General features: G+C 63.1%; 16 protein-coding genes and 1 riboswitch. Of the genes, 4 read left to right on the forward strand and 12 right to left on the reverse strand.

Translation table 11 applies throughout. From position 1 onward, the window contains the following. Positions 1-110: 110 nt before the first annotated feature. The 7 genes from JOF47_RS20365 to JOF47_RS20395 all read right to left on the reverse strand — a co-directional run bounded on the left by JOF47_RS20365 (position 111) and on the right by JOF47_RS20395 (position 9753). Positions 111-1661, reverse strand: coding sequence for an APC family permease (locus JOF47_RS20365; RefSeq protein WP_210002353.1), 1551 nt, complete (start codon positions 1659-1661; stop codon positions 111-113). 73 nt (positions 1662-1734) lie between these two features. Continuing rightward, positions 1735-2748: a phosphotransacetylase gene (locus tag JOF47_RS20370; protein ID WP_245357088.1), complete on the reverse strand. Its 1014-nt coding sequence runs from the start codon at positions 2746-2748 to the stop codon at positions 1735-1737. A 25-nt stretch (positions 2749-2773) separates the two neighbouring features. Next, positions 2774-4165, reverse strand: a complete 1392-nt coding sequence (locus JOF47_RS20375) for an aspartate aminotransferase family protein (protein WP_210002354.1) — start codon at positions 4163-4165, stop codon at positions 2774-2776. Between the two features lie 160 nt (positions 4166-4325). Further along, the gene (alr, locus tag JOF47_RS20380) at positions 4326-5507 is read right to left on the reverse strand and encodes an alanine racemase (RefSeq protein WP_342592881.1); all 1182 of its coding nucleotides are present in this window, start codon (positions 5505-5507) and stop codon (positions 4326-4328) included. 175 nt (positions 5508-5682) lie between these two features. Continuing rightward, positions 5683-7191, reverse strand: a complete 1509-nt coding sequence (gene pdxR / locus JOF47_RS20385) for a MocR-like pyridoxine biosynthesis transcription factor PdxR (protein WP_210002356.1) — start codon at positions 7189-7191, stop codon at positions 5683-5685. A 17-nt stretch (positions 7192-7208) separates the two neighbouring features. After that, a complete protein-coding gene (locus JOF47_RS20390; protein WP_210002358.1) occupies positions 7209-8105 on the reverse strand; it encodes a universal stress protein in 897 nt (298 codons plus the stop codon). A 121-nt stretch (positions 8106-8226) separates the two neighbouring features. Continuing rightward, the gene (locus JOF47_RS20395; RefSeq protein ID WP_210002847.1) at positions 8227-9753 is read right to left on the reverse strand and encodes a helix-turn-helix domain-containing protein; all 1527 of its coding nucleotides are present in this window, start codon (positions 9751-9753) and stop codon (positions 8227-8229) included. Positions 9754-10294: 541 nt separating this feature from the next. On the opposite strand from JOF47_RS20395, the gene JOF47_RS20400 reads away from it, so the two are divergent. Beyond that, positions 10295-10669: a PH domain-containing protein gene (locus JOF47_RS20400; protein ID WP_210002360.1), complete on the forward strand. Its 375-nt coding sequence runs from the start codon at positions 10295-10297 to the stop codon at positions 10667-10669. A 278-nt stretch (positions 10670-10947) separates the two neighbouring features. Here the strand turns inward: JOF47_RS20400 and cycA are convergent, their stop codons facing one another. Further along, a complete protein-coding gene (cycA, locus tag JOF47_RS20405) occupies positions 10948-12432 on the reverse strand; it encodes a D-serine/D-alanine/glycine transporter (RefSeq protein WP_210002362.1) in 1485 nt (494 codons plus the stop codon). A 416-nt stretch (positions 12433-12848) separates the two neighbouring features. Beyond that, positions 12849-12946, reverse strand: a riboswitch (glycine riboswitch). A 487-nt stretch (positions 12947-13433) separates the two neighbouring features. On the opposite strand from cycA, the gene JOF47_RS20410 reads away from it, so the two are divergent. From JOF47_RS20410 to aceB, 3 genes are all read left to right on the forward strand, one after another. Further along, positions 13434-14096 (forward strand): dTMP kinase, encoded by a 663-nt coding sequence (locus JOF47_RS20410; protein ID WP_245357090.1) that lies wholly within the window; start codon positions 13434-13436, stop codon positions 14094-14096. Positions 14097-14538: 442 nt separating this feature from the next. Beyond that, positions 14539-15840, forward strand: coding sequence for an isocitrate lyase (gene aceA, locus JOF47_RS20415; RefSeq protein WP_210002364.1), 1302 nt, complete (start codon positions 14539-14541; stop codon positions 15838-15840). A 138-nt stretch (positions 15841-15978) separates the two neighbouring features. Further along, positions 15979-17616: a malate synthase A gene (gene aceB / locus JOF47_RS20420; RefSeq protein ID WP_210002366.1), complete on the forward strand. Its 1638-nt coding sequence runs from the start codon at positions 15979-15981 to the stop codon at positions 17614-17616. Positions 17617-18467: 851 nt separating this feature from the next. Here the strand turns inward: aceB and JOF47_RS20425 are convergent. The 4 genes from JOF47_RS20425 to JOF47_RS20440 all read right to left on the reverse strand — a co-directional run bounded on the left by JOF47_RS20425 (position 18468) and on the right by JOF47_RS20440 (position 22334). Next, entirely contained in the window at positions 18468-18932 is a 465-nt protein-coding gene (locus tag JOF47_RS20425) for a hypothetical protein (RefSeq protein ID WP_210002368.1), read from the reverse strand. 557 nt (positions 18933-19489) lie between these two features. After that, complete coding sequence (locus tag JOF47_RS20430; protein WP_210002371.1) at positions 19490-20338, reverse strand: ABC transporter ATP-binding protein; 849 nt, start codon at positions 20336-20338, stop codon at positions 19490-19492. After that, positions 20335-21396 (reverse strand): taurine ABC transporter substrate-binding protein, encoded by a 1062-nt coding sequence (locus tag JOF47_RS20435; RefSeq protein ID WP_210002373.1) that lies wholly within the window; start codon positions 21394-21396, stop codon positions 20335-20337. Before JOF47_RS20435 ends, JOF47_RS20430 begins: the two co-directional genes overlap by 4 nt. Positions 21397-21446: 50 nt before the next feature. Next, positions 21447-22334, reverse strand: coding sequence for an ABC transporter permease (locus JOF47_RS20440; protein WP_210002375.1), 888 nt, complete (start codon positions 22332-22334; stop codon positions 21447-21449). Between the last annotated feature and the right edge of the window lie 131 nt (positions 22335-22465).

Consider the following 22465-nt stretch of genomic DNA (forward strand, 5'->3'; position numbering starts at 1 on the left):
CTCCTGCGGTGCGCTATGAGCCGGCCGCCCAAACACATAAGTATGGTGTGCCGGGGCGGCGACATCCGTCGCTGTCCCGGCACACCACACCGTAGGTTTTGCCTGGGGCTCTAGGCCGTTGCCCGGCGGCTCGCGGACTTGAGTTCGCTGCCTTCGGGGCGCGGAGCTCCCAGCACCAGGATGTCGACCTGGTCGTCGGTCAGCGTTTTGTTGTGCTTGCGGCGCATCAGGAAGAAAACGACGCCCAGCAGCGACCAGACAGCCAGTGCCAGCATGGATTCCTTGCCCAGCGCGCCCGGGGAACCGGGGATCAGCAACAGACCCATGAAGACCATGGATGTCACCGCGCCAAGCGCGCTGAGCACCTTCTTTGACGTCGAGTTGGTGCCTTCCAGGGTACCCTCGCGCACCGGGGCCCCGGTGGTGCGGAAGAGGCGGAACGCGCACAGACAGGTGTAGAGGTAGGCGACGGTGACACCGACGGCCGACATGTCAACCACCCAGGTCAGTGCCGCACGGCCAAACCACGGACTGATCAGGCATACGGCGCCGACGAAGATGATGCCGATGTAGGGGGTCTTGTACTTCGGGTGCAGTCGGGCAAACATCTTCGGAACCATTTGGGCGCGGCCCATGCCCAACAGGATGCGGCTGGCCGACACGTAGAAACCGTTCAGTCCGGTGCTCACGCCCATGGTGATGCCGATGGTCAGCAGCAGCATACCGCTTCCGCCCATCACGCCGGTCAGCGCGTCCGCGGTGCCCCAGGCAGATTCACCGGCGACCAGGGCTTCCCATGGTGCGGCCATCGCCACCGCGGCAATCATGGCCGCGTACAGCAGCGCCGCGGCGAGCAGTGCCAGGACGATCAGCCGCATGGCCTTGGACGGCGGGAAATCGAATTCTTCGGCCGCCTGCGGCACGTTGTCGAAGCCGATGAAGGCCCACGGGGCGATTGCGACGATCGCCGCAATGGCCGCAATCGGGTTCACTCCCTGGGGGAAGGCTGGCATCGCGTTGGAGAAGACGACCTGCGGGCTGGCAATGACTGCCACCAGGATGCATGCGACGGCAACGAGCATGATGACGCAGGCGATGAACTGGATCTGGCCCGACAGTGCGGTGCCGCGGATGTTCAGGTAGGCGAAGACCGCCAGGGCAACCATGGAAATGATGACCTCCACCAGATACACGTCCCAGCCGGCCACCGAGTACAGGTAACCCTGCTGGACCACGTCCGGCATGAGCTTCCTGAAAAGCAGCGCCAGCGCCGAGGCATTCAGCGCCACGATGCAGGTGTAGCCCAGGGTCAGGTACCAACCACAGAAGAAGGCGTGGGTTCGCCCGAAGCCGACTAAGGCAAAGGCCAATTCGCCGCCGGACACCGGGAACGACTTGATGAGGAATCCGTAGCTGACGGCAATGAGCACCATGAGCGCACCGCCGATCATGAAACCTGAGACCGCTCCGAGAGGTCCGCCCATGGCCAACCAGTCGGTGGGGAGAATGAACGCGCCCCAGCCCACTGCGGAGCCCAGGGCAATGGCCCAGACCCAGCGGGCCTTGAGAGTTTTTTGCATGCGTTCGGGCTGGTCGTCTCCGGCACCGGACAGGCTCGTGGCCATGGGGTTCGCCACCGGCTTATCTGTTGTCGCTTTCATTGGAACCTCGTTCTTGATGGATGGCTAGAGTGCCATCGCAAGTGATGACCGGTCCTTGGGGAACCGTACAGGGTCACGATTTCTGGGACTGCATCATGCTGATAAGTGAAACGTTGACGATGTCCGCGACGCACGCGCCGCGGGACAGGTCGTTGATCGGTGCGGCCAAGCCCTGCAGGATCGGGCCGTAGGCTTCCGCCCCCGCCAAGCGCTGGGTGATTTTGTACCCGATGTTGCCCGCGGCCAGGTTCGGGAAGATGAACACGTTGGCGTGCCCGGCCACCGCCGACTGCGGGGCCTTGGACGCGGCGACCGATTCAAGAAGGGCGGCGTCGAATTGGAGTTCGCCGTCGATCTGAAGGGCCGGGTGCCGGGTGCGGGCCAGAGCCGTTGCCTCGCGAACCGCTGAAATGGTTTCGTGCTCGGCGCTTCCAGCGGTGGAGAAGGACAGCATGGCCACTGCCGGTTCCTCGCCGGTGAGTGCGGCGAAGGTCTTGGCCGTCGCGGCGGCGATGTCCGCCAGCTGCCCGGCATCGGGTTCGGGGATGACCGCGCAGTCCCCGTATCCCAGGTAGCGGCCGTCGGACAGCCGCATCAGGAAGGACGAGGACACCGTGCCGGCCCCCGGCGCCGTGCCCACCAGGCGCAGGGCGGCCCGCAACACGTCCGCGGTGGGCCGGGTTGCCCCGGCCACCGCCGCGTCGGCCAGTCCGGACGGGACCGCGGCGACGGCCAGGAACAGCGGGTCATCCATCCAGCCGGCCGTCCTGGCCGCCCCGAGCGCCTCGCACTTCTTGGCCAGGTGAACGCCGGCGGGGCCGGCGCGGAGTTCGGCCGCTCCCATCACGGTGGTGTCCCCGGTGAGTGCGATGCCTTGTTGCCGCGCAATGGCCGACACTGCATCGCCCTCACCCACAAGGATGGTTTCCACCCCGAACCCGTTCAGGATGGCCGCCGCTTCCACTGCCCGGCGGTCTTCGCCGTCGGCCAGCACGATGCGGCCCCGGGCGCCGTGCGCGGTGCCGGCAAGAAAGCGTGCCAGCATGTTTTCGTCGACGCCCGAGGGCCGCACCGGTGCAATGGTCATCGGATTTTTTCCCTATCCCCGTGCCTTAGACCGACGCCAGGGCTGCGGGGGCCTCGAGGAAGCTGTCGGCCGCGCTCATCACGTGGTCGACCTTGTTCAGCAGGTCGTCCAGAACATCCTGGTCGGCGACCAGCGGCGGCGAGAGCACCAGCATGGTGGCGCCGCGGTTGTCCGGGCGGGTGATGAGGTTAACCTCGCGCATCGCCTTCGGCATGACCTTGGTGAGCAGGGCCTTGGATTGCTCGGGGGTCAGCTCGCGGCCGGACTCGCGGTCCCCCATGAGCTCGATGGCGTAGAAGAAGCCGGCACCGCGGTATTCCTTGATGCTCGGGTGCGCCGCAACGATCGCGTCGAGGCCGTTCTGGAAGTACGGCTCGAGGCTGCGGACATTGCCCACCACGTTCTCCTCCTTCAGCGCCGTGAGGTTGGCGACGGCCACCGCGGTGGAGACCGGGTGCCCGCCCCAGGTGGCGCCGTGGGTGAAGATGCCGGCCTGCGGGGAGGCAAGCATGGCATCGGCCAGCGGCTTGCGGATGATCACGCCGCCCAGCGGCGCGTAGCCGGAGGTGGAGCCCTTGGCGAAGGTGATCAGGTCGGGGACCACGTCGTACTTGATGCTGCCGAACCATTCGCCCAGGCGGCCGAATCCGGTGATGACCTCGTCGGCGACCAGCAGGATGCCGTGCTCGTCGCAGATCGAACGCAGTTCCTGCCAGTAGCCGGCCGGCGGCACCAGGGCGCCGCGGGAGTTCTGCACCGGCTCGGCGAAGAGCGCGGCAATGGTGTGCGCGCCCTCGCGGGCGATGACCTCGCGGATCGCCTTGATCGAGGGAAGGTCGGCCGCGGAGCCGCCCTCCGGGATGACCTCGCCCAGGGTGTTCGGCACGTGGAAGACCCCTGGCATCAAGGTGCCGAAGGCTTCCTTGTAGGCCGGGATGCCGGTCACTGCCAGGGCCCCGAGGGTGGTGCCGTGGTAGGCCATGTTGCGGGCGATGATCTTGGTGCGCTCCGGCTGGCCTTCGCCGCGGTGGTACTGGCGGGCGAACTTGATGGCGGATTCCACGGCCTCGGAACCGGAGTTCACGAAGAAGACGACGTCCAGGTCGCCCGGGGCCAGGTCGGCGATCGCGGTGGCCGCGTCGACGGCCGCCGGGTGGGCCGAACCCCAGTTGGTCCAGTAGGCCAGCTTGGACATCTGCTCGTACGCGGCCTTCGGGATGTCCTGGCGACCGTGGCCGATGTTGGCGCAGAAGAGTCCGGCCAGGCCATCGAGGAACTTGTTGCCGTCTTCGTCGAAGAGGTAGCTTCCCTCGCCCCTGACGATGATCGGCAGGTTCGGGTCGTTCCACACCTGACCGGTAGTGAAGTGTGGGTAGAGATGCCGTTGTGCGCGATTGCGGATATCTGAGTTGGTCACGAGACCCCTCCATTCAAAGTTTTCCAGACAGGTCCTTCGGCCTCCGTGGCCAAGGTCCTCGCCAACCCGATCAATCGGTGTGGTGCATATCACTTTGCCCGCTGCCTGGGTCCTAATACAGACCCAATTTGGCACGGGTTTTTAGGTACCAGATACCTACCTACAGGTAGATCCTTGGCACCCTGGACCCAACCCGCGTCAGGATCTCGTATGGGATGGTTCCCGAGGCCTCCGCCCACGCCTCCACGTGCGGCTCCCCGCCGTCTCCCGGGCCGAAAAGCACCGCCCTGTCGCCCGGGACCACGTCGTCGTCCGCAACGTCGATGACAAATTGGTCCATGCAGACGCGGCCGAGCACCCGGTACCGGCCCCCGGCGAGCTGCACGGGTCCGCGCGAACTGGCACTGCGGAAGACGCCGTCCGCGTAGCCGAGCGGGACCACGGCAAGCGTCGTCTCGGTTTCGGTGAGTTCGGTGTGCCCGTAGGAGATCCCGGCGCCGGCCGGTGCGCGCTTGGTTTGCACGATCGCCGCACACAACGTCATGGCCGGGCGCAGCGTCGGGGAGCCGCCACGCAGATCCTCGGGCAGCGGGTTCACCCCGTACACGGCGATGCCGGTGCGGACCATGTCGAAGTGCGCCGCGGGAGTGGCCAGTGTGGCGGCTGAGTTGGCGATGTGGCACAGCTCCGGATCCAGCCCCATGTCCCGGGCGATGCCGATGGCCTCGGTGAACATCTCGAGCTGCGCCGCCACCGAGGGGTGGTCGGGCTCATCGGCGCAGGCCAGGTGGGACCAGATGCCCACGCCGCGGATCCCGCCGGCCCGCTCGAGCGCCAGCGCCGCGGCGCAAAGCCCGGGCCAGTCCTCCAGGGTGGAGCCTCCCCGCCACATGCCCGTGTCGATTTTCAGGTGGACGCGCGGAATCCTTCCGGCGGCATCTCCCGCCGCCGCGATTTCCTCCAGCTGGGCCACCGAGTATGCGGCAAGGTCGATGTCCTGCCCAATGGCCTTGGCGTAGGGCGAACCCGGTGCCGCCAGCCAGGAGAAGAGCGGGGCGGTGATTCCCGCCTCGCGCACGGCGAAAGCCTCCTCGAGGACCGCTGTCCCCAGGTAGTCCGCTCCCCCGTCCAATGCGGCCCGTGCGGCCTGGACGATTCCGTGGCCGTAGCCGTCTGCCTTGAGCACCGCCAGAAGCTTGGCCCCGCCGGCAACCTCGCGAAGCGCCCGGACATTGGCGGTGATGGCCGAGGTGTCGATGAGCGCCGCCCGCTGGGGCACCGGCGCGGTTGCCGAGTCCATCGGACGGCCAAGGGTGCCTGGGGCTGATCCGGACTGATTCATGACGACTCCTTTGTCGGTTTTGTCTTGTCGATTTTTGTCGATTGCGATTTGTTAAAACGGAACCAGGCAGCAGGACGGCCCTCCGCCCGCTGTTACAACTGTTCTCCAGCAGGTGCGCCGAGGCACAGGTCCAGATGGGACCCGGTTATTCGGGTCCAGGGCGACGCCCGCCCCTTTATGAGGGAAGCCCGGCAATCACTCGGCCCAGTTCCCTGATGCCGGGCCGGATTGCTTCGAGCTTGATCGCGGCGAAACCCAGGCGGAAGTAATTCCGGTTCGACTCCGGATCGTCAAAGAAAACATCCCCACGCTCGATGACGACCCCGGCCTTGAGTGCCTCGGCCGCCAGCTGGACGCAGTCCAGTTCCTCGGGGCCGCGGACCCAAATGCTCACGCCGCCGGGCGGGCAATGGATTTCCCATGGCACGAATTCCTCGAGCGCCTCGGTGAGCACCTGCCACTTGCGCTGCAATTGGGTCCGTCGGCGGGAAATGGTGCGCTGGTACTGGCCCGATTCGATGAGCAGAGCCATGGCACGTTGCGGGTGGCCGGGAATGTGGCGGATCTTGTACCGCCGCTGGTTCCGCAACTCGGCAATGAGCTCGGCCTCGGCGACCATGTAGCCCATGCGCAGGCCCGGGGCCAGGAACTTGGTGAAGGAGCCCAGGTAGATCACGTGTTCCGAATCGGGCAGGGCCTTCAGCGCCGGCGTCGGCTTTCCGCGGTACCTGAATTCGCTGTCGTAGTCGTCCTCGATGACCAACGCCCCGGCATCCCGGGCACCTGCAAGGATCTGCCGCCGGCGCGCTCCCGAGAGCGTGACATTGGTCGGGCTGTGGTGGCTGGGCGTCAGGTAGAGCAGGTCGATCCCGTCAAGGCGCTCCGGCGGCACCAAGCCGTTCTCGTCCACCGGCAGCGGGCGAAGCGTTGCACCCGCCCTGACAAAGGTGTGCCGGGCATCGACGTACCCGGGGTTTTCGACCCCGACGCACGTATCGGCGCCCATCATGGTCTGGGCCAACAGGTCCAAGCCCTGTTGCGACCCGGCGGTGATGAGGATGTTTTCGGGTTTCGCGTGGATTCCGCGCGTCGGAAGCACCCGCTTGCACAGCGTCTCGACCAGGTACGGGTCGTCCTCGTCCACCGAGTCGCGCACCGAATAGAAGAGGTGCGGCGGATCCAGCGCATCGCGCAACGCACGCGACCAGCCCAAACGGGGGAAATCGCGCTCGTCGACCTGGCCCGCCACAAACGGGTAGGGGTAGCCGGCCCAGTCCCGCACCTTGGTGATTTCCGGCATCGTTTCATCAAGCCGCGGGCGGATGTGCCGGGACCAGTCCACCGCCGACCCGACCGCGGGCGTCGCCTCCCCGCGGGGTTGCCGCTTGCCGATCATTTGGGTGTTGATGAAGTAGCCGCGCCGCGAATGGGACTCGATCATTCCGGAGGCCAGGAGCTCCTGGTAGGCGGCGTTCACGGTGTTCCGGGACAGGCCCAATTCCCGGGCCAGCTCCCTGGACGAGGGCAGCGGCAGGTTCGGAACCAGGCCGCCCGAGAGGATCTGGTGCTCCAAGGCCTGGCGCAGCTGCCTGTAGAGCGGATCCGCCGAGTCGGAGGAAACGGCAATGGGTGTCTTGACCTCCGCGTAGAACGCAGGCGGGAAGTGCTGGGCCTCTGGTGTCATGGATCGGGTCGCAGACTCTAGATGTGGGCCAGGCTGGCGGCGGCCGGCACCGGCACGTGGAATCGGGGAACAACCACCATGGGCACGGGCAGTACCCGAAGCATCTTGTTGGCCGTGGAACCCAGGAAAATCCGGCTGCGGGCCGCCAGGCGGCTGGAGCCGATCATGACGATCTCGGACTCGTCCCACTCCAGGCCCTCGATCGCTGCCTCGATGGAACGGCCCTGGGCGACATCCGCAGTCACGATGGTCCGGCTTGCCACGCCCTCCACGGCCCGGTCCAGGGCCTGCCGCGCGTGGGTTCGCGCCCAATCCGTGCCTTTGTCCTTGTGAGCTTCGGAGTCCAACGCCACCAGGGAAACCAGCCGCAACGGCACATGGCGGATCGCCGCGGAATCCACGGCGACTTCAAGCACGGATTCGGCACCGGTGCGGGTGCCCAGCGCACAGGTGATGCGGGTGATTTCCCGCGGGGGAAGGTATCCGGACGGCGCCAGTGCCACCGGCACGGGAGAAACATGCAGCAGGGCGTTTGCCGTGCTTCCCACGGTGAAACGCCGGAACGGGCCGGTGCTGGCCGCCCCGACGACCACCAGGTCCGCTTTGAACTCGCTCACCGCCCCGAGCAGCCCTTCGGCCATCGAATCCGCGAACCGGATATGCGTTCGACCCGTCGTAGCGGAGGGAACCAGCGCCAGTGCGCGGTCCATCCACTTCTGCGCGGAGTGCAACTGGAAATCCTGGTAGGCGCGCTCGGAGCCGGAGAGCGCATCCCCGGGCGCGGCCCCGCGAATGATGTGGACCAGTTCGATTTCGGCATGTACGGGGGCAGCCAACGACTTGGCGAGGACAAGTGCCAGGGAAATGGCTTCGCGCCCGCGCTTGTCCTCGGTGCACCCGACTACATACTTCATTCAGTGGGCCTTTCTGGGGAAAGTGGCTGCCGTTGTCCGGCCGGACGAAACGAGCTACCCACCATACCTATCAGTCATTCAAGGCTACACAGGAAAGGAAACCATCATGTGACGCGGAGCACTAGCGCTCTTGGGCGTGCGCGGAAAGGAATGAATAGACTTCGGTCTCATCCACGCCGGGGAAGGCGCCCTGCGGCATGGCCGCGAGCAGGTGGGTTTGTGCCCTGGCGCTCGGCCAGGCGTATCCGGCCCACTCCTTCTGCAGATCCAGCGGCGGACGGCGGCAGCACGATTCATCCGGGCACGTCGAGCTCGAACGCTCGGTGGTGTCCCTCCCGCGGAACCATTTCACATGCACGTAGGGAACGCCGATGCTTAGCGAGAACTTTCCGGCGGTGGACCGCTCGGTGCGCGCGGTGCACCAGAAGGTGCCGGCGGTGGTGTCGGTGTACTGGTTGTACGCGCTGAACTGGTCCGCCACCTCAAAAACTTCGCGGCTGGTCCAGTAACGGCACACGGACTGCCCCTCAATGGCCCCGATGTGGTCCATGGGGAAATTGACGCCGTCGTTCTCGTAGGCCTTGTGGATGATGCCCGATTCGTGGACCTTCTGGAAGTGCACGGAAATACCAAGGTGCTCGGTCGCCAGGTTGGTGAACCTGTGCGCGGCCGTTTCATAGGAGACGGCGAAGGCATCGCGGATGTCCTCCACGGCCAGCTCGCGGGCGCTCTTGGCCTTCTGCAAGAAGTCGACGGTTGCCTTTTCCGGCATCATCAACGAGGCCGCGAAGTAGTTGGTCGCGACGCGCTGGCGCAGGAAATCAGAGTAATCCTGCGGCGCCGCATGACCCAGGACGTGGTGGCCAAAGGCCTGCAGCAGCACCGAACGGGTTGAATGTTCGGAGCGCTGGGACTGGGTCAGGTAGACGCGCATGTTCTTGAGGTCGGTCACCGACCGCGTGGAGTGCGGCAGATCCGAGACGTTGTGCAGCGAGAAGCCCAAGTGTCCGGCAATATCGGCGATCTGGTGGTGGGAAAGCGGTCCGGAGGTGTGGCCGATGGACTTGAGCACCTTGGCCGCTTCCTTTTCGATGTCCGGGTAGTAGTTGTTGCGCTCCCGCATTTCCCCGCGCAGCTCAACGTTGGCGCGGCGTGCTTCCTCCGGCGTTGCCGACTGCTCATTGAGCCGCCGCTCAAGCTCTCCCTGCAACCCGACCAAGGACTCAAGCACATCCATGGGCAGCCGGGAGGAAATGCGCACCTTGGGCAGTCCGAGCGATTGGTAGAGCGGCCCTCGCTGGGCCCGCTCGAGTTCGATCTCCAGTGCGGCCCGCTTGGTCGGCGGTTCGGCCCCTAGCAATTCGTCCAGGCCGACTCCAAAGATGCCGGCCAGCGTTTTGAGCATACTGAGCTTGGGCTCTCGCTTGCCGTTCTCCATGAGGGACAGCTGGCTAGGTGCCGTTCCGACAGCCTCGGAAAGATCATCCAAGGTCATCCCCTTGGCCTTGCGCAGGTGGCGGATCCGGCGCCCAAGAGAAATGACGTCCAGCTCTTCGGCGTCTTCGACCGAGAGCGCGGCCTTCTGCGGACCTGCCGGGCGGTTCCATGTGGGGGTGCTCACTTTTTCAGGGTACGCGAAGAACCAAATTACTTTCCAGCATGTGACTTTGCTTCTCGTCCGCAGAAGTGCGCAGTATGCGTTTCCGGGAAAAGAACCCGCATTCTCCTCGCTCCGTCCCAAAATCGCTGGCCGAATTCAATGCCCCGTTTGAGCTAGCGAATCTAGAATTGTGGTACGGCAAGAAGGACCGGTGACGACCATGAAACACGTTCATTCCCACACAGAAAACCCCGCAAGAAACATCTCCCGGGTGGGGCCGACCGCGCTGCATGGATCCGCGTCCAGCCCGGGCCTTCCAAATCTGGCCGGCGCCCAAAATCCAGGACCAGGTACAGGGCACTTGCTATACGGCGAAGACGGTCGGTTGCCCGACGCCGCGGCGGGTCCATGGGAGCTCGAGGGGCATCTAGGCGACCGCGGTGCGATTCACCGTTTCCTCGATCGGATGTTTGGGCGCTGAGAGATTCAGGATAGGACCTCATTGAAACCGGCTCATTGCCCTTGGCCGCGGCCGGGCGGAGGGCCTTGCCCAAGCCTTGTTGTCGCCCCGGCTCGGTAGGGTCGAGGCATGATCGATTTCAACAATTCCTCCGTTTTCAAGCTCAGCCCGTGCAACCCCAATGACGTGGCAGGTGAAATCACGCCCTTGTTTGTGCAGGGCGAGGAGCTACTCGCGGCGTTCAAGGGCGTGCGCGACTACGTGGTCTTCACGAATAGGCGGCTTATTGCGGTGAATATCCAGGGCATCACGGGCAAGAAGCGCGACTACACGTCGTTGCCCTACTCCAAGGTCCAGTCGTTCTCCGTGGAGACCGCCGGAACCTTCGACCTCGATGCCGAGCTGGACCTGTGGTTCAGCGGCCTGGGCAAGGTGCGCCTTGAATTCAAGGGAAGGGTCGATGTACGAGCTCTCTCGCAGCTCATCGCCTCCTACATCCTCTGACGCTTCAGATCGCGGCGTGACGGGAGCAGTCTCCTGCTATGTTCACGGAGAAGAGGTTCTCAAGTTCAAAGACGTACCGGGATTCCAGTCATGTCCGCGCTCGAACTTCCGGGCCTTCCGTGTGAAGACCCGCGGCCCCTGACGCCGCACCAACAGCAGCAGCACCGTGGTTGTGTGGATGCCTGCGAGGACCACGATGAACTTCCCAGTGGCAAGACGCCGGGGCCACACCTTTGGGTGCGGCCCCGGCGTCTTGTCGCGTTGGTTCGTGCCGGCGGCTACTTTGCGGCCGGCTCCCGGAGCTTCGGCTCCTCTGCACCGAGGCCGGCGTTGAATGCCGCCGCGCTCTTGTGCTCCTCAATGACCTTGGCCCCGTGCAAGGCACGCAACGCCGCATGCTGCGGGCTGCGGCGAAGCAGCATGTAGCCGATGCCCAGTGCAACGAACCAGATCGGGGTGAAGAGCAGTGCCATCAAGGTGTCGGCCTGGGTGGTCAGTGCCCAGATGATGAAGCCGAAGAACGCGAGCACCACATAGGGCATGAACGTTCCACCGGGCATCTTGAACTTGCTCTCCTCGTGCAGCTGCGGACGGCGACCGCGGTAGACGATGTAGCTGACCAGGATGATCGACCACACGAACATGAAGCACAGCGCCGAGACAGTGGTGACCAAGGTGAAGGCCTCAGCCACCGAACCCTCGGCGTAGAGCAATGCCACGCCGGCAAGCAGGAACATGCAGGAGAACAGCAGTGCGTTGCGCGGAACCTTGGTCCGGGAGAGCTTCGCGAAGACCTTGGGAGCGTCGCCCTCCTCGGCCAGTCCGTGGATCATGCGGGAAGTCGAGTAGATACCGGAGTTTGCACTGGAGGTTGCCGAGGTGAGCACCACAAAGTTCACAATGCCGGCGGCACCGGCAAGGCCTGCCAGGGCGAACATGCCCACAAACGGTGACTCCTCGGCGCTGAACAGGTTCCACGGCTGGACCGCCATGAGGATGACCAATGCGCCGACGTAGAAGAACAGGATGCGGATCGGGATGGAGTTGATCGCACGCGGCAGGGTCGTCTCAGGGTCCTTCGTCTCGGCGGCGGTGGTACCGACCAGCTCGATGCCGACGAACGCGAACACGGCGATCTGGAAGCCGGCGACGAAGCCCATGAAGCCGGTCGGGAACATCCCGCCGTCGCTCCAGAGGTTCGTGAAGGAGGCTGTGACGCCGTTGTGCTCGAAGCCCGTGATGACCATGACCAGGCCAATGACGATCAGCGCGCCGATGGCGACGATCTTGACCAAGGCAAACCAGAACTCGGTTTCGCCGAAGTTCTTCACGCTCGGCAGGTTAAGTGCCACCAGCAACAGGATGCAGGCCACGGCCGGGATCCACAGCGGCAAGTCCTTCCACCAGTACGCCACATAGTGGGAGATCGCCACAACGTCGGCGATGCCCGTTACCACCCAGCAGAACCAATAAGTCCAGCCGGTGAAGAATGCCGCCCACGGACCAAGAATGTCCCCGGCGAAGTCGGAAAAGTTCTTGTAGTTGGTGTTGCTCAGCAGCAATTCGCCCATCGCGCGCATCACGAAGAAGAGCATGAAGCCGATAATCATGTATACGAAGATCACTGAAGGCCCGGCGACCGAGATGGTCTTGCCCGAGCCCATGAACAGGCCGGTGCCAATGGCCCCGCCGATCGCGATCAGTTGGATGTGGCGGTTGGAGAGCCCGCGCTCGAGGTGGGGCGCGGAACTGTTGTTGCTCATGCTGTTGCCTTCCAGATGGGTGCTGGTGCTTCGGTGGCATGCCGTGGACGATTCCCCAGCAGCATTTGCCTGCGCGGGCGAGGTTCTGACTCGCGTCCGCCGCATTGTTCTCCGAGGCAACCATTCCCATGCCGACGCACTTGCAGGAGTGCCCAGTGGCGGCGCGCGGCGAACTCCGGATCCAGCAAAGCGGGATCGCGGAGCAGGCCGGCGGGCGCGCCAATGGGCAGCCGGGCAGTGGCATGGGTGGGTAGCAACTTGGAGGAACTCCCGAATAGCGCGCGGGCGATGCCGCGCTGTTCTTTGGATCCTCCCCAATCTGTTTACTTACCTGAGAGTTTCCATCCCGACCCGAACAGGGTGGGACTTGCTCCTTCGGTGAGTACGGATTCGACCGTACTGCTTTCCAGATTCGCCTCTTCGTGGCGGTGCGGGGGCCTGAGAGTTTCCTGGGGAGGAATTGCTCCTACGGCGCCCGACCATGGCTTGGACGGGACTCTCCCGCCACGTGTCGACAGCGATATGTTTGTGATTGCAGTCACAATTTACGCTTGGCGTGCTCATGACGCAACTCACGAAACCCCCGCCTGCCGCGATGGCCAGGAAAAACATCACGCTGACATGGGATGGAATGGGATACGCAGTTGCGTCATATTTGCCAGGCGGGACACTAAGCCGCGTGGGCCGAGCAGATGAACGCCCACGCGCCGACAAACCCCCGACGCAACGCGCCCCTGCCCAAATGCCCTGCCTTCCACCACGGCACATCGTCGGCGACCAGGACGCGCACCTCGTTGTGAATCGGGCACGTTTTGAGTTTTCTCACGATAGTCACACCGGTATTTCGTCAGGACATTTCAAATTACGGGCGTTGCCAGTGGAGGGTCGGGGGCGCTTTCGGCCTGATTCACGGCAAACACAAAGTGGCGCTCCTGCATCGAATCGGCTCGCTTGTTCGTTGGACCTAATAGAGAAGCCAACGAATCGACCAACGGAGCCCCTTGCCTTCATTCCATGCGGCACCCTCCTCGGAGGTCACCACGACCCCCCAGCCCGAGCACACTGATGCTCGATCGGGTGTTCCGTTGCGCCACCGGACCATTGTGCTGCTGGGCATCGACGGGGCAGGCAAGACCACGGCCGCGACCGCCCTCGTTGCGGGAATCCGCGACACCGGCATTCGGGCCCAATTGCTCCGCAACCCGGCCGGGCGGCGCTGGATGTCCCGGGTGGCAGCACGGTTCGGCACCGCGTTGCCACCGACCTGGGCCAACCGGCTGGAGTCCGTGGTGCGATGCGTGAACGTCTTCGTCGCCCATACCCGGGCCTCCGTATTTCCCGGAACCACCGTCATGGACCGGCACTTGGCGTGCCAACTGGTACTGCGTTCGGTCCGCGGATTGCCGCGCGGCCGTCTTCTGCCCTGGATCATGGACCGACTTCCCCAGCCCGATGCCGTCATCTTGATCGACGTCCCCGCCGAAGTTGCACATGCCCGGATCCTTGCGCGCGGCGAAGACAGCGAGACGATGTCCTACCTGGTCTCGGCACGAGAGGCATATCTGGAGATTGCCGCGGCCAAGGGCTGGCACGTCGTTGACAGCTCCGGCATCCCGGAAAACGTCGCCGTCGACACCCTTCGGGCCGCATCGCACAATGCCTGAGCCGTGAAACGGCTGATGCCCAACTCTCCCGACCACGACCAATACCCTCTGACCGGCGCGTCAGCGAAACGGGCAGAGACCCGGCCGCTGGAGGCAACTTCAGCGCCAACTGCAAATCCACCCGCCGTCGATGATGTGCGCCCCTCCGACTTGGCCATAGGCAGATCGGGGATTCTTCAGTCCTGAGAAATATCCCCCACTTCTTCGGCCGATCCCGGGCCCGATCCACCTATTTTCGGTTTTGCCCACCGATTCCGTGCCGGAGTGACTGCATTTTTCGAATACGCGAAGAACTGCAAATCTTTCCGCTAAATGACTCTAGAAAGCGCTGGCAAAGTGCGGAAATGTAGTTCTCACGCAGAAAGAACGCCGGAACAACCCACCAGGTTCACCAAAGAAGATGACCCCGGACCGGCACCGGCAATCAAGCAAGGAGAAGGCAATGACCGAGCAGAACTCGACCGAGAACCGTATCGCAGCAATCGAACAGGATTGGGCAACCAACCCCCGCTGGAACGGCGTTACTCGTGATTACTCGGCAGCTGATGTTGTGAAGCTCCAGGGCTCGGTTCAGGAAGAGCACACCCTGGCAAGGCGCGGCTCCGAAAAGCTCTGGAAGCAGCTCACCGAGGAAGCCCCGACCGGCGGCTACACCAACGCATTGGGCGCCCTGACCGGCAACCAAGCAGTACAGCAAGTCAAGGCCGGCCTCCGCGCCATCTACCTCTCCGGCTGGCAGGTCGCCGCCGATGCAAACCTCTCCGGCCAGACCTACCCGGACCAGTCGCTTTACCCAGCCAACTCGGTTCCGCAGGTTGTCCGCCGCATCAACAACGCATTGCTTCGCGCCGACCAGATCGAGCACGCAGAAGGCATCAAGTCAGTTGAGGATTGGCTCGTTCCGATCGTGGCCGACGCGGAAGCCGGCTTCGGTGGCCCGTTGAACGCCTACGAACTGATGAAGTCGATGATCTCCTCCGGCGCCTCGGGCGTTCACTGGGAAGACCAGCTCGCTTCGGAAAAGAAGTGCGGCCACCTCGGCGGCAAGGTCCTCATCCCGACCCAGCAGCACGTTCGCACCCTGAACGCAGCCCGCCTGGCAGCGGACGTCGCGGGCACCCCGTCCGTCGTCATCGCACGCACGGACGCCGAGGCAGCAACCCTGATCACCTCGGACGTCGATGACCGCGACAAGCCGTTCATCACCGGCGAGCGCACCGCCGAAGGCTTCTACAAGGTCCGCAACGGCATCGAGCCATGCATCGCCCGCGCCAAGGCATACGCCCCGTACTCCGACCTCATCTGGATGGAGACCGGAACCCCGGACCTGGAGCTTGCCCGCAAGTTCGCCGAGGCAGTCAAGAAGGACTTCCCGGACCAGATGCTCTCTTACAACTGCTCCCCTTCCTTCAACTGGAAGAAGCACCTGGACGATGCAACCATCGCCAAGTTCCAGCGCGAACTCGGCGCCATGGGCTTCACCTTCCAGTTCATCACCCTCGCCGGCTTCCACGCCCTGAACCACTCGATGTTCGACCTGGCCCACGGCTACGCCCGTGAAGGCATGAGCGCATACGTCGAGCTCCAGGAAGCGGAGTTCGCTTCCGAGTCCCGCGGCTACACCGCAACCAAGCACCAGCGCGAAGTGGGCACCGGCTACTTCGACGACATCGCCACCGTTCTCAACCCGAACGCATCCACCCTGGCTTTGGTGGGATCCACCGAAGCCGGCCAGTTCCACTAAACACACCGCGGCGGTTTCCGCTTCAGTGTCCTGTGGGGCCGGTTGAACACAGCCGGCCCCACGGGGTTACACGCTTTTCCCTCAGTACCCAGGCAAACCGCCACCCACAAATTTCTTGATTTTCGAAGGAGTCCAGCCATGAACGATCCCATCACCCTGAACGGTATTACTTTGGTCGCTGCGCCGGTTCGCCGGCAGGAGGAGATCCTCACCCCTCAGGCGCTGGACTTCTTGGCCCAGCTTCACAAGGCATTCGACGGACGTCGCGCCGAACTGATGCAGACCCGCCAGCTGAACCGGGCCCGGATCGCCAACGGCTCCGACCCGAAGTTCCGCCCGGAGACCCGGTCCATCCGCGAGGACAGCACATGGAAGGTCGCCCCCGTAGCACCGGGCCTGGAGGACCGCCGCGTTGAGATCACCGGTCCGACCGACCGCAAGATGGCCATCAACGCCCTGAACTCCGGCGCCAAGGTCTGGCTCGCCGACATGGAGGATTCCTCCACCCCGAGCTGGTCCAACGTCATCAACGGGCAGCTGAACCTGCGCTCCGTGCTGGACCGCAACATCGACTTCACCTCCCCGGAGGGCAAAGAATACAAGCTCACCGGCGAGAAGCTCACCGACCTGCCGACCATCGTTGTCCGCCCCCGCGGCTGGCACCTGCCGGAAAAGAACCTGTTGGTTTCCGGCAAGCCGATGTCCGGCGCATTGGTCGACTTCGGCCTGTACTTCTACCACAACGCCCAGCGCCTGATCTCGCAGGGCCGCGGCCCGTACTTCTATCTGCCGAAGATCGAAAACCACCTCGAGGCCCGCCTCTGGAACGACGTCTTCGTCTTGGCTCAGGACCTGGTTGGCATCCCGCAGGGCACCATCCGCGCCACCGTGCTGATCGAAACCATCACCGCCGCCTTCGAGATGGAGGAAATCCTCTACGAACTGCGCGACCACGCAGCCGGCCTGAACGCCGGCCGTTGGGACTACATCTTCTCCATCATCAAGAACTTCCGTTCCCGCGGCCCGCGCTTCGTCCTTCCGGACCGCGCCCTGGTGACCATGACCGCACCGTTCATGCGCTCCTACACCGAGCAGCTGGTCCGGGCATGCCACCGGCGCGGAGCAATGGCCATCGGCGGCATGGCCGCATTCATCCCCAACCGCAAGGACCAGGCCATCAACACCGTGGCCTTCGAGAAGGTCCGCGCCGACAAGACCCGCGAAGCCAACGACGGCTTCGACGGTTCCTGGGTTGCCCACCCGGATCTGGTTCCGGTGGCCCGCGAAGTCTTCGACGCAGTCCTGGGAGACAAGCCGAACCAGCGCGACCGCACCCGTGAAGATGTCACCCCGGACGACAAGGAACTGCTGAACGTTGCAGGCACCGAAGGCAAGATCACCGAGGCCGGCATCCGCAACAACATCGAGGTGGGCATCCGCTACATGGAGGCCTGGCTGCGCGGCAATGGCGCCGTTGCCATCCACAACCTCATGGAGGATGCCGCCACCGCCGAGATCTCGCGTTCGCAGATCTGGCAGTGGATCCAGCAGGCAGCCATCACCGACGAGGGCGAACTGATCTCCCGCAGCTGGGTGGAAGACCTGACCGAAGAGGAATTCGACAAGCTCGCACGCTTCGAGGGCGACCGTTTCGAGGATGCACGTGAAATCTTCGAGGCATGCGCCCTGCGTGAGGACTTCCCGACCTTCCTCACAGTCCAGGCCTACAACCGCTACCTGCGCGAGGCCAAGGCACTTGAGAAGGTAAGCGCCTAACTAGATCTTTGGTGGCGGGGTGGAGGGGCAAGCGCAATGACGCGGCCACCCCTCCGATCCCGCCACCAGGAGAAAACTTCACAAACTTCGATGGTCCCCACTGGCAGAGCTGCTTTATGCGGGGACTTTCGTTTTTAATGCGCTATGCGGTTTCGACGCTAGAACCCAAGTAGGACGTCAACTTGGGTGATAGCTCTAGCTCGGTATCGTCTCCCACGTGTCGCGTATGCGCGGCAACCCAAACAAGGACACAGGGGTCGACAGGCCCCGCACCCTGCGTTGGATGCAGTCCACTTGTCGAGCGCATGAGCATGGTGTTTCACCGGGTTGAGCAATCCCCAGGATCGAAGGAGTGCCAGCACCTACAGCCAACAACCCGTTGACCGGACTCATGTGCACATGCCGCCACTGACCAGCTCCAGTAACCTGGCCCTTGATTCAGCAGTGAAAACTGCCAACCGACCGCTACACCGTCCTAACGGGTGCAGTGTCGTTCTTGCCCTGAAGTCTCCAACCCAAACAGTTGGAGCAGCAAGGCAAGCCCCTGCCCTCCCACTTCCCGAGCCTTCAAATGCAGTGTCCGCGACCGGGGTTCGCTGGTGCTGGAAGACCACCACGGCGAGACAGGGAAACGGCAACCCCACCGGGAACATGAGTAGAGACAGACCATTCACGCTTGCTAAGCGCAAGCGTGAATTTCCCGGCGTGTTACAAATAGGGCGTAAACCAAGTCAGATGTTTCCACCCAAATGGATCCTCCCGCTCAAGTTCCAAGGGATCAGTCCTCGCTCGCCCGACCGCTCCCAGCCTGGTTCCGTTGGGTACCGGGCTAACACGATGACGGACTAAGATCACGCGGGTTGCTTCTGCCTTTTACTGACGAAGGACAGCATTCCTCTAAAAGTTGCCAGGGCTAAACAGAAGCAGACCAGGATGAAGCTCGCGCCGATCCATAGGCTTGTTTCGACTTCGTTTGGCTGGTTGAAAGTGATGGCTACGCAGGTCAGTGCCGGGACAATTGCGCCGACGGTGGCTCCGAGAGCAGCGACGAGTGATTGGCGGTTTCCCGAAGAGGGAAGGTGCCTTTTTCCTTGGATACCCACGGCCACCGCTGCACCTACTACGGGAGGAATCGACGCCAAGGCACCAAAGACCGCAGCCAAAAAGAGGACGAAGGGAGTAGTGTCCGCGCTCCAGCCATCGGGCACCAGTAAAAGCGTCATCGTGAGAGTCCCCGCTACAGTGCCTATCAGCACGGCTATGCCAAGCAGCGGGAAGAACAGCCTGCCAAGATTCTGCGCGGGAAGAGAAGCCATGGGTACAGCCTATGTCTCATCTGAAAATCTCCTCTAAGCCGCAGGCCCTGCCCCTGACTTGGCTTATCACTAAGTCGTAACAGTCTGGTGGGTGGCGCAGGGGGCACGCTTCGCAGTGCCCCCTGGATCAACCTCCATTCTCGTTCAAGAAGCGGTCTCCAACGAGTCTGGCTGAGAGGGGGCTCCGCAGCCAGGAGGCCAGGGCAACCGCCGACTGTTCTGGGAATGCACGCCCGCAAAGGCACAGAGAACTGGCCGGGAATCGCCAACGGCAACTCCCGGCCAGTTCCAGGTCCGTGAAAAAGCGGTACCACCTACGTGGAACACCCGTACCAACTCGGGCTATTCGTCTTGGCATCTCTACAACTGTTCACACAAGTCGTCGACCGCCAAGCCAACGCTGTGATAAGCCAAACGCCAGACACGCCAGCGTAACAAGCCGGCCGAGAAGGGAATATCCTGGCCGTGCCTCCGCAGCCATCCGGTGGACCGTTGTTGTCCTGAGGAAAACGGTCGGCAAAGAGTCGATTTTCCGGGCCTGCGATGGGTCACTGACTTCAATGCTGAGCGGGAGAAACCCCTGTTACGCCCTGCGCTTCGTAGATGGCGGTGGATACCTTGTCCCGGAGGCGGACAAATTCGGGTGCGGATCTCAGCTCTGCGCCTAGAGGGGAACCGTTCTCGTCACTGATGTTGATCGCCTCGTCGAGGATGATACGTCCTGGACGTGCACTCATCACCAGTACCCGAGTCCCGAGGAAAATTGCCTCCTCGACACTGTGCGTAATGAAGAAGACGGTCTTCTTACTTTTTCGCCAGATCTGCAGCAGTTCAACCTGCATACGCTCACGTGTCAGCGCGTCCAGGGCGCCGAACGGCTCATCCATGAGGATGATCTCGGGGTCATTGGCGAGAACGCGCGCAATCTGGCAGCGTTGCTGCATGCCGCCGGAGAGCTCATAGGGCTTGCGGTCCATGAACTGCTCCAGCCCTACCATTTTCAGGTAGCGCTTCGCTTCGTCATGGCGAACGGAGGCCGGAATCTTCCGGAACTTTGACCCAAGTTCCACGTTCTTTCGGACGCTGAGCCAGGGATACAAGTTTGGCTGTTGGAAGACGACGCCGCGATCCTGCCCGGGCCCTAAGACTTTCTCCCCGCCGATGGTGACGGTGCCCTGGGTAGGGGTGAGAAACCCTGCAAGCATGTCCATGAGAGTGCTTTTGCCACAGCCGGACGGACCAACAATGCATACAAACTCGCCGGACTCGACAGTGATGGAGGTGTCCGAGACCGCGTGCACCGTATCCCCGCTGTCGGTTGTGTAGCGTTGGGAGATATTGTCGAGGACCACCCGACGTCCGGCGGGTACAGGGCCCGCAATGGGCCCGTCGTTCACCGCTGTCATTTGGTGCCCACATTGGAGATCGAAGCGCCGTAGAGCCCGTCGATATAGTCCTGTTCGTTGCCCACGGCCGAGATTTCACCTTCACCGTGGAGGAACCCAGCTGTTTTATGGAAGTCAGCTGCGAGCTTACCGCCGAAGTACTCGGCCCCGCCTTGCTCTTTAGCCGTCAAATATTTGTACCCGGTGAACTGTTCTTCGACCTCCTCAGGGGCGATTCCCAACTCGACTGCCACGGAGACCGCGGCTGCCTTCGGATCCTCGTTGATAAGTTCCACAGCGTAGTTCTGGCTCCTGGTCCACACGTCCATGAAGCCAGGATTCGCTGCTATGAAAGCATTGGTGGCGCCCGCTGCATCGAACGTCGGGAACCCGGCTTCGGCAGTCTCACCGCTGCCTGTTACGACGGCACCTTCCGCCTTGAGCTGAGTCAGCGTCGGATCCCAGACCCAGGCGGCATCAACCTCTCCGCTTTGCCACGCGCCGATCACCTTGTCGGGCGACAAATTGATGACTTTGACATCCTTGGCGGCGTCCAGTCCCGCTTCCCTCAGAGCGTTGAGCAGACTGTAGTGGGCTGTGGAGCTAAAGGGAACAGCGATCGTCCGGCCTTTTAGATCCGCAATCGATTTGACGGAGGTGTCCTTGGCGATGAGGGACTCTGCGGCTCCAATGACATCATGGAGCCAAACCACCTTCATATCGATGTTCAATGGAGCGGAGAGTGCCTTCGTAGCGGGGCTGGAGCCGATCAGCCCCAAATCCGCGGAGTTGGAACCGAAAGCCTGCACCACGTCTCCGCCCGAGTCATACTTGTTCCACGTAATTTTCGCATTAGGCATGCAGGCTTCGAGCAGGCCCTGGTCCTTGACGATCAGATCCCCGTTTGGAATGTGCTGATAGGCAATGCGTGCTGTGGCAGTAATGGATTCGTCCGGTGCAAACGGGCAGGATGAGGTTTCGGCGGTGCGCTCCGACGCGCTGGCGCAGCCGGACAGGGTCATGGCCAGTAGGGCGACAACGACGGCGGCGCTACGTGTTCCGGAAGGAAGCTTCGTCATGATGGCTCTTTCTTTTGAGGTGCGGATGGTTCAAGTACGGAATGGGACGGTCATGCCTTGCCGTGCCACGGAACGAGGATGCGCCCGAGGTTCTTGATGAGGGCGTCCAGGGCGATGGCAGAGATGCCGATGACGATGATGCACGCGATGGTCAGAGGTGTCTGCAGCTGGGTGCCAGAAATATACGCCAGACCGCCGATACCGGGGATGCCGTTGTTTAGCTCGGCCGCCACCACCGTGGTCCACGCAAAGCCGACGGCGATACGGATGCCGCTGAAGATTTCCGACAGACTGGAAGGGAGGATGACGTTTGTCATGACTTGCCACCGGGACGCGCCGAGGGACTGGGCTGCGTGAATCCGGTCCTGCCGGATTCCGCCCACCCCGGAAATGGTGGCCATCGCAATCGGCGGGAACGCGGCGAGGAACAACAGCCAGATTTTCGAAACGTCTCCAATGCCGAACCAGACGATCAGCAGGCCAATGTAGCCCAGTGGTGGCAGCGAGCGAAGGAAGTTCAGATACGGCTCAATGACCGTGTTGACGGGTTTTATCGTGCCCATGATGAAGCCCAGTGCCACGCCAAACGCTATGGCCATGCCCACGCCGGCACCGATCCGCTGCAGGCTGGCGATCAAATGCTCCCACATGAAGTAGTTCTGCTCGCCGCAGACGAGGCGTTCGGCTCCAGCAGCTACGGGACGGCACGAGTTCGCCTGGACGGCGGCATTCCAGACGGCCCCGGGTGAAGGCAGGAACAATGGTTTTACCAGGCCTGCAGCCGTTACGCCCCACCACAGCAGCAGGAAGGCTGCAAAGACCACGAGGCGGATTGCCGTCCGTCGCCTCCGTGCGGTCCGTGCATGATTCTTCGGCTTCTTGCCGGAGGTGGAAATGCGCTGCTGATTATCGGATGCGTTGATAGTGGCGGTAGCCATGGCAACCCTTCTAAGTTTGACGTCTCGAGCGGCACAACAGAAGTGGCAGAGATCTCCACACCGCATCGAATGTGAACAAGCTCACGTTTCGGTGGTTTGGATAAACGTAGCCAGTGCTTCGAAGCGCGCCT

The organism is Paeniglutamicibacter kerguelensis, assembly GCF_017876535.1.
Taxonomy (GTDB): Bacteria; Actinomycetota; Actinomycetes; order Actinomycetales; family Micrococcaceae; genus Paeniglutamicibacter; species Paeniglutamicibacter kerguelensis.

Coding starts and splice junctions, on each gene's coding strand:
- aceA (WP_210002364.1), top strand. CDS start 14,539: ATGACCGAGCAGAACTCGACCGAGAACCGTATCGCAGCAATCGAACAG.
- JOF47_RS20400 (WP_210002360.1), top strand. CDS start 10,295: ATGATCGATTTCAACAATTCCTCCGTTTTCAAGCTCAGCCCGTGCAAC.
- JOF47_RS20435 (WP_210002373.1), bottom strand. CDS start 21,396: ATGACGAAGCTTCCTTCCGGAACACGTAGCGCCGCCGTCGTTGTCGCC.
- JOF47_RS20425 (WP_210002368.1), bottom strand. CDS start 18,932: ATGGCTTCTCTTCCCGCGCAGAATCTTGGCAGGCTGTTCTTCCCGCTG.
- pdxR (WP_210002356.1), bottom strand. CDS start 7,191: ATGACACCAGAGGCCCAGCACTTCCCGCCTGCGTTCTACGCGGAGGTC.
- JOF47_RS20365 (WP_210002353.1), bottom strand. CDS start 1,661: ATGAAAGCGACAACAGATAAGCCGGTGGCGAACCCCATGGCCACGAGC.
- alr (WP_342592881.1), bottom strand. CDS start 5,507: ATGAATCAGTCCGGATCAGCCCCAGGCACCCTTGGCCGTCCGATGGAC.
- aceB (WP_210002366.1), top strand. CDS start 15,979: ATGAACGATCCCATCACCCTGAACGGTATTACTTTGGTCGCTGCGCCG.
- cycA (WP_210002362.1), bottom strand. CDS start 12,432: ATGAGCAACAACAGTTCCGCGCCCCACCTCGAGCGCGGGCTCTCCAAC.
- JOF47_RS20440 (WP_210002375.1), bottom strand. CDS start 22,334: ATGGCTACCGCCACTATCAACGCATCCGATAATCAGCAGCGCATTTCC.
- JOF47_RS20390 (WP_210002358.1), bottom strand. CDS start 8,105: ATGAAGTATGTAGTCGGGTGCACCGAGGACAAGCGCGGGCGCGAAGCC.
- JOF47_RS20370 (WP_245357088.1), bottom strand. CDS start 2,748: ATGACCATTGCACCGGTGCGGCCCTCGGGCGTCGACGAAAACATGCTG.
- JOF47_RS20430 (WP_210002371.1), bottom strand. CDS start 20,338: ATGACAGCGGTGAACGACGGGCCCATTGCGGGCCCTGTACCCGCCGGA.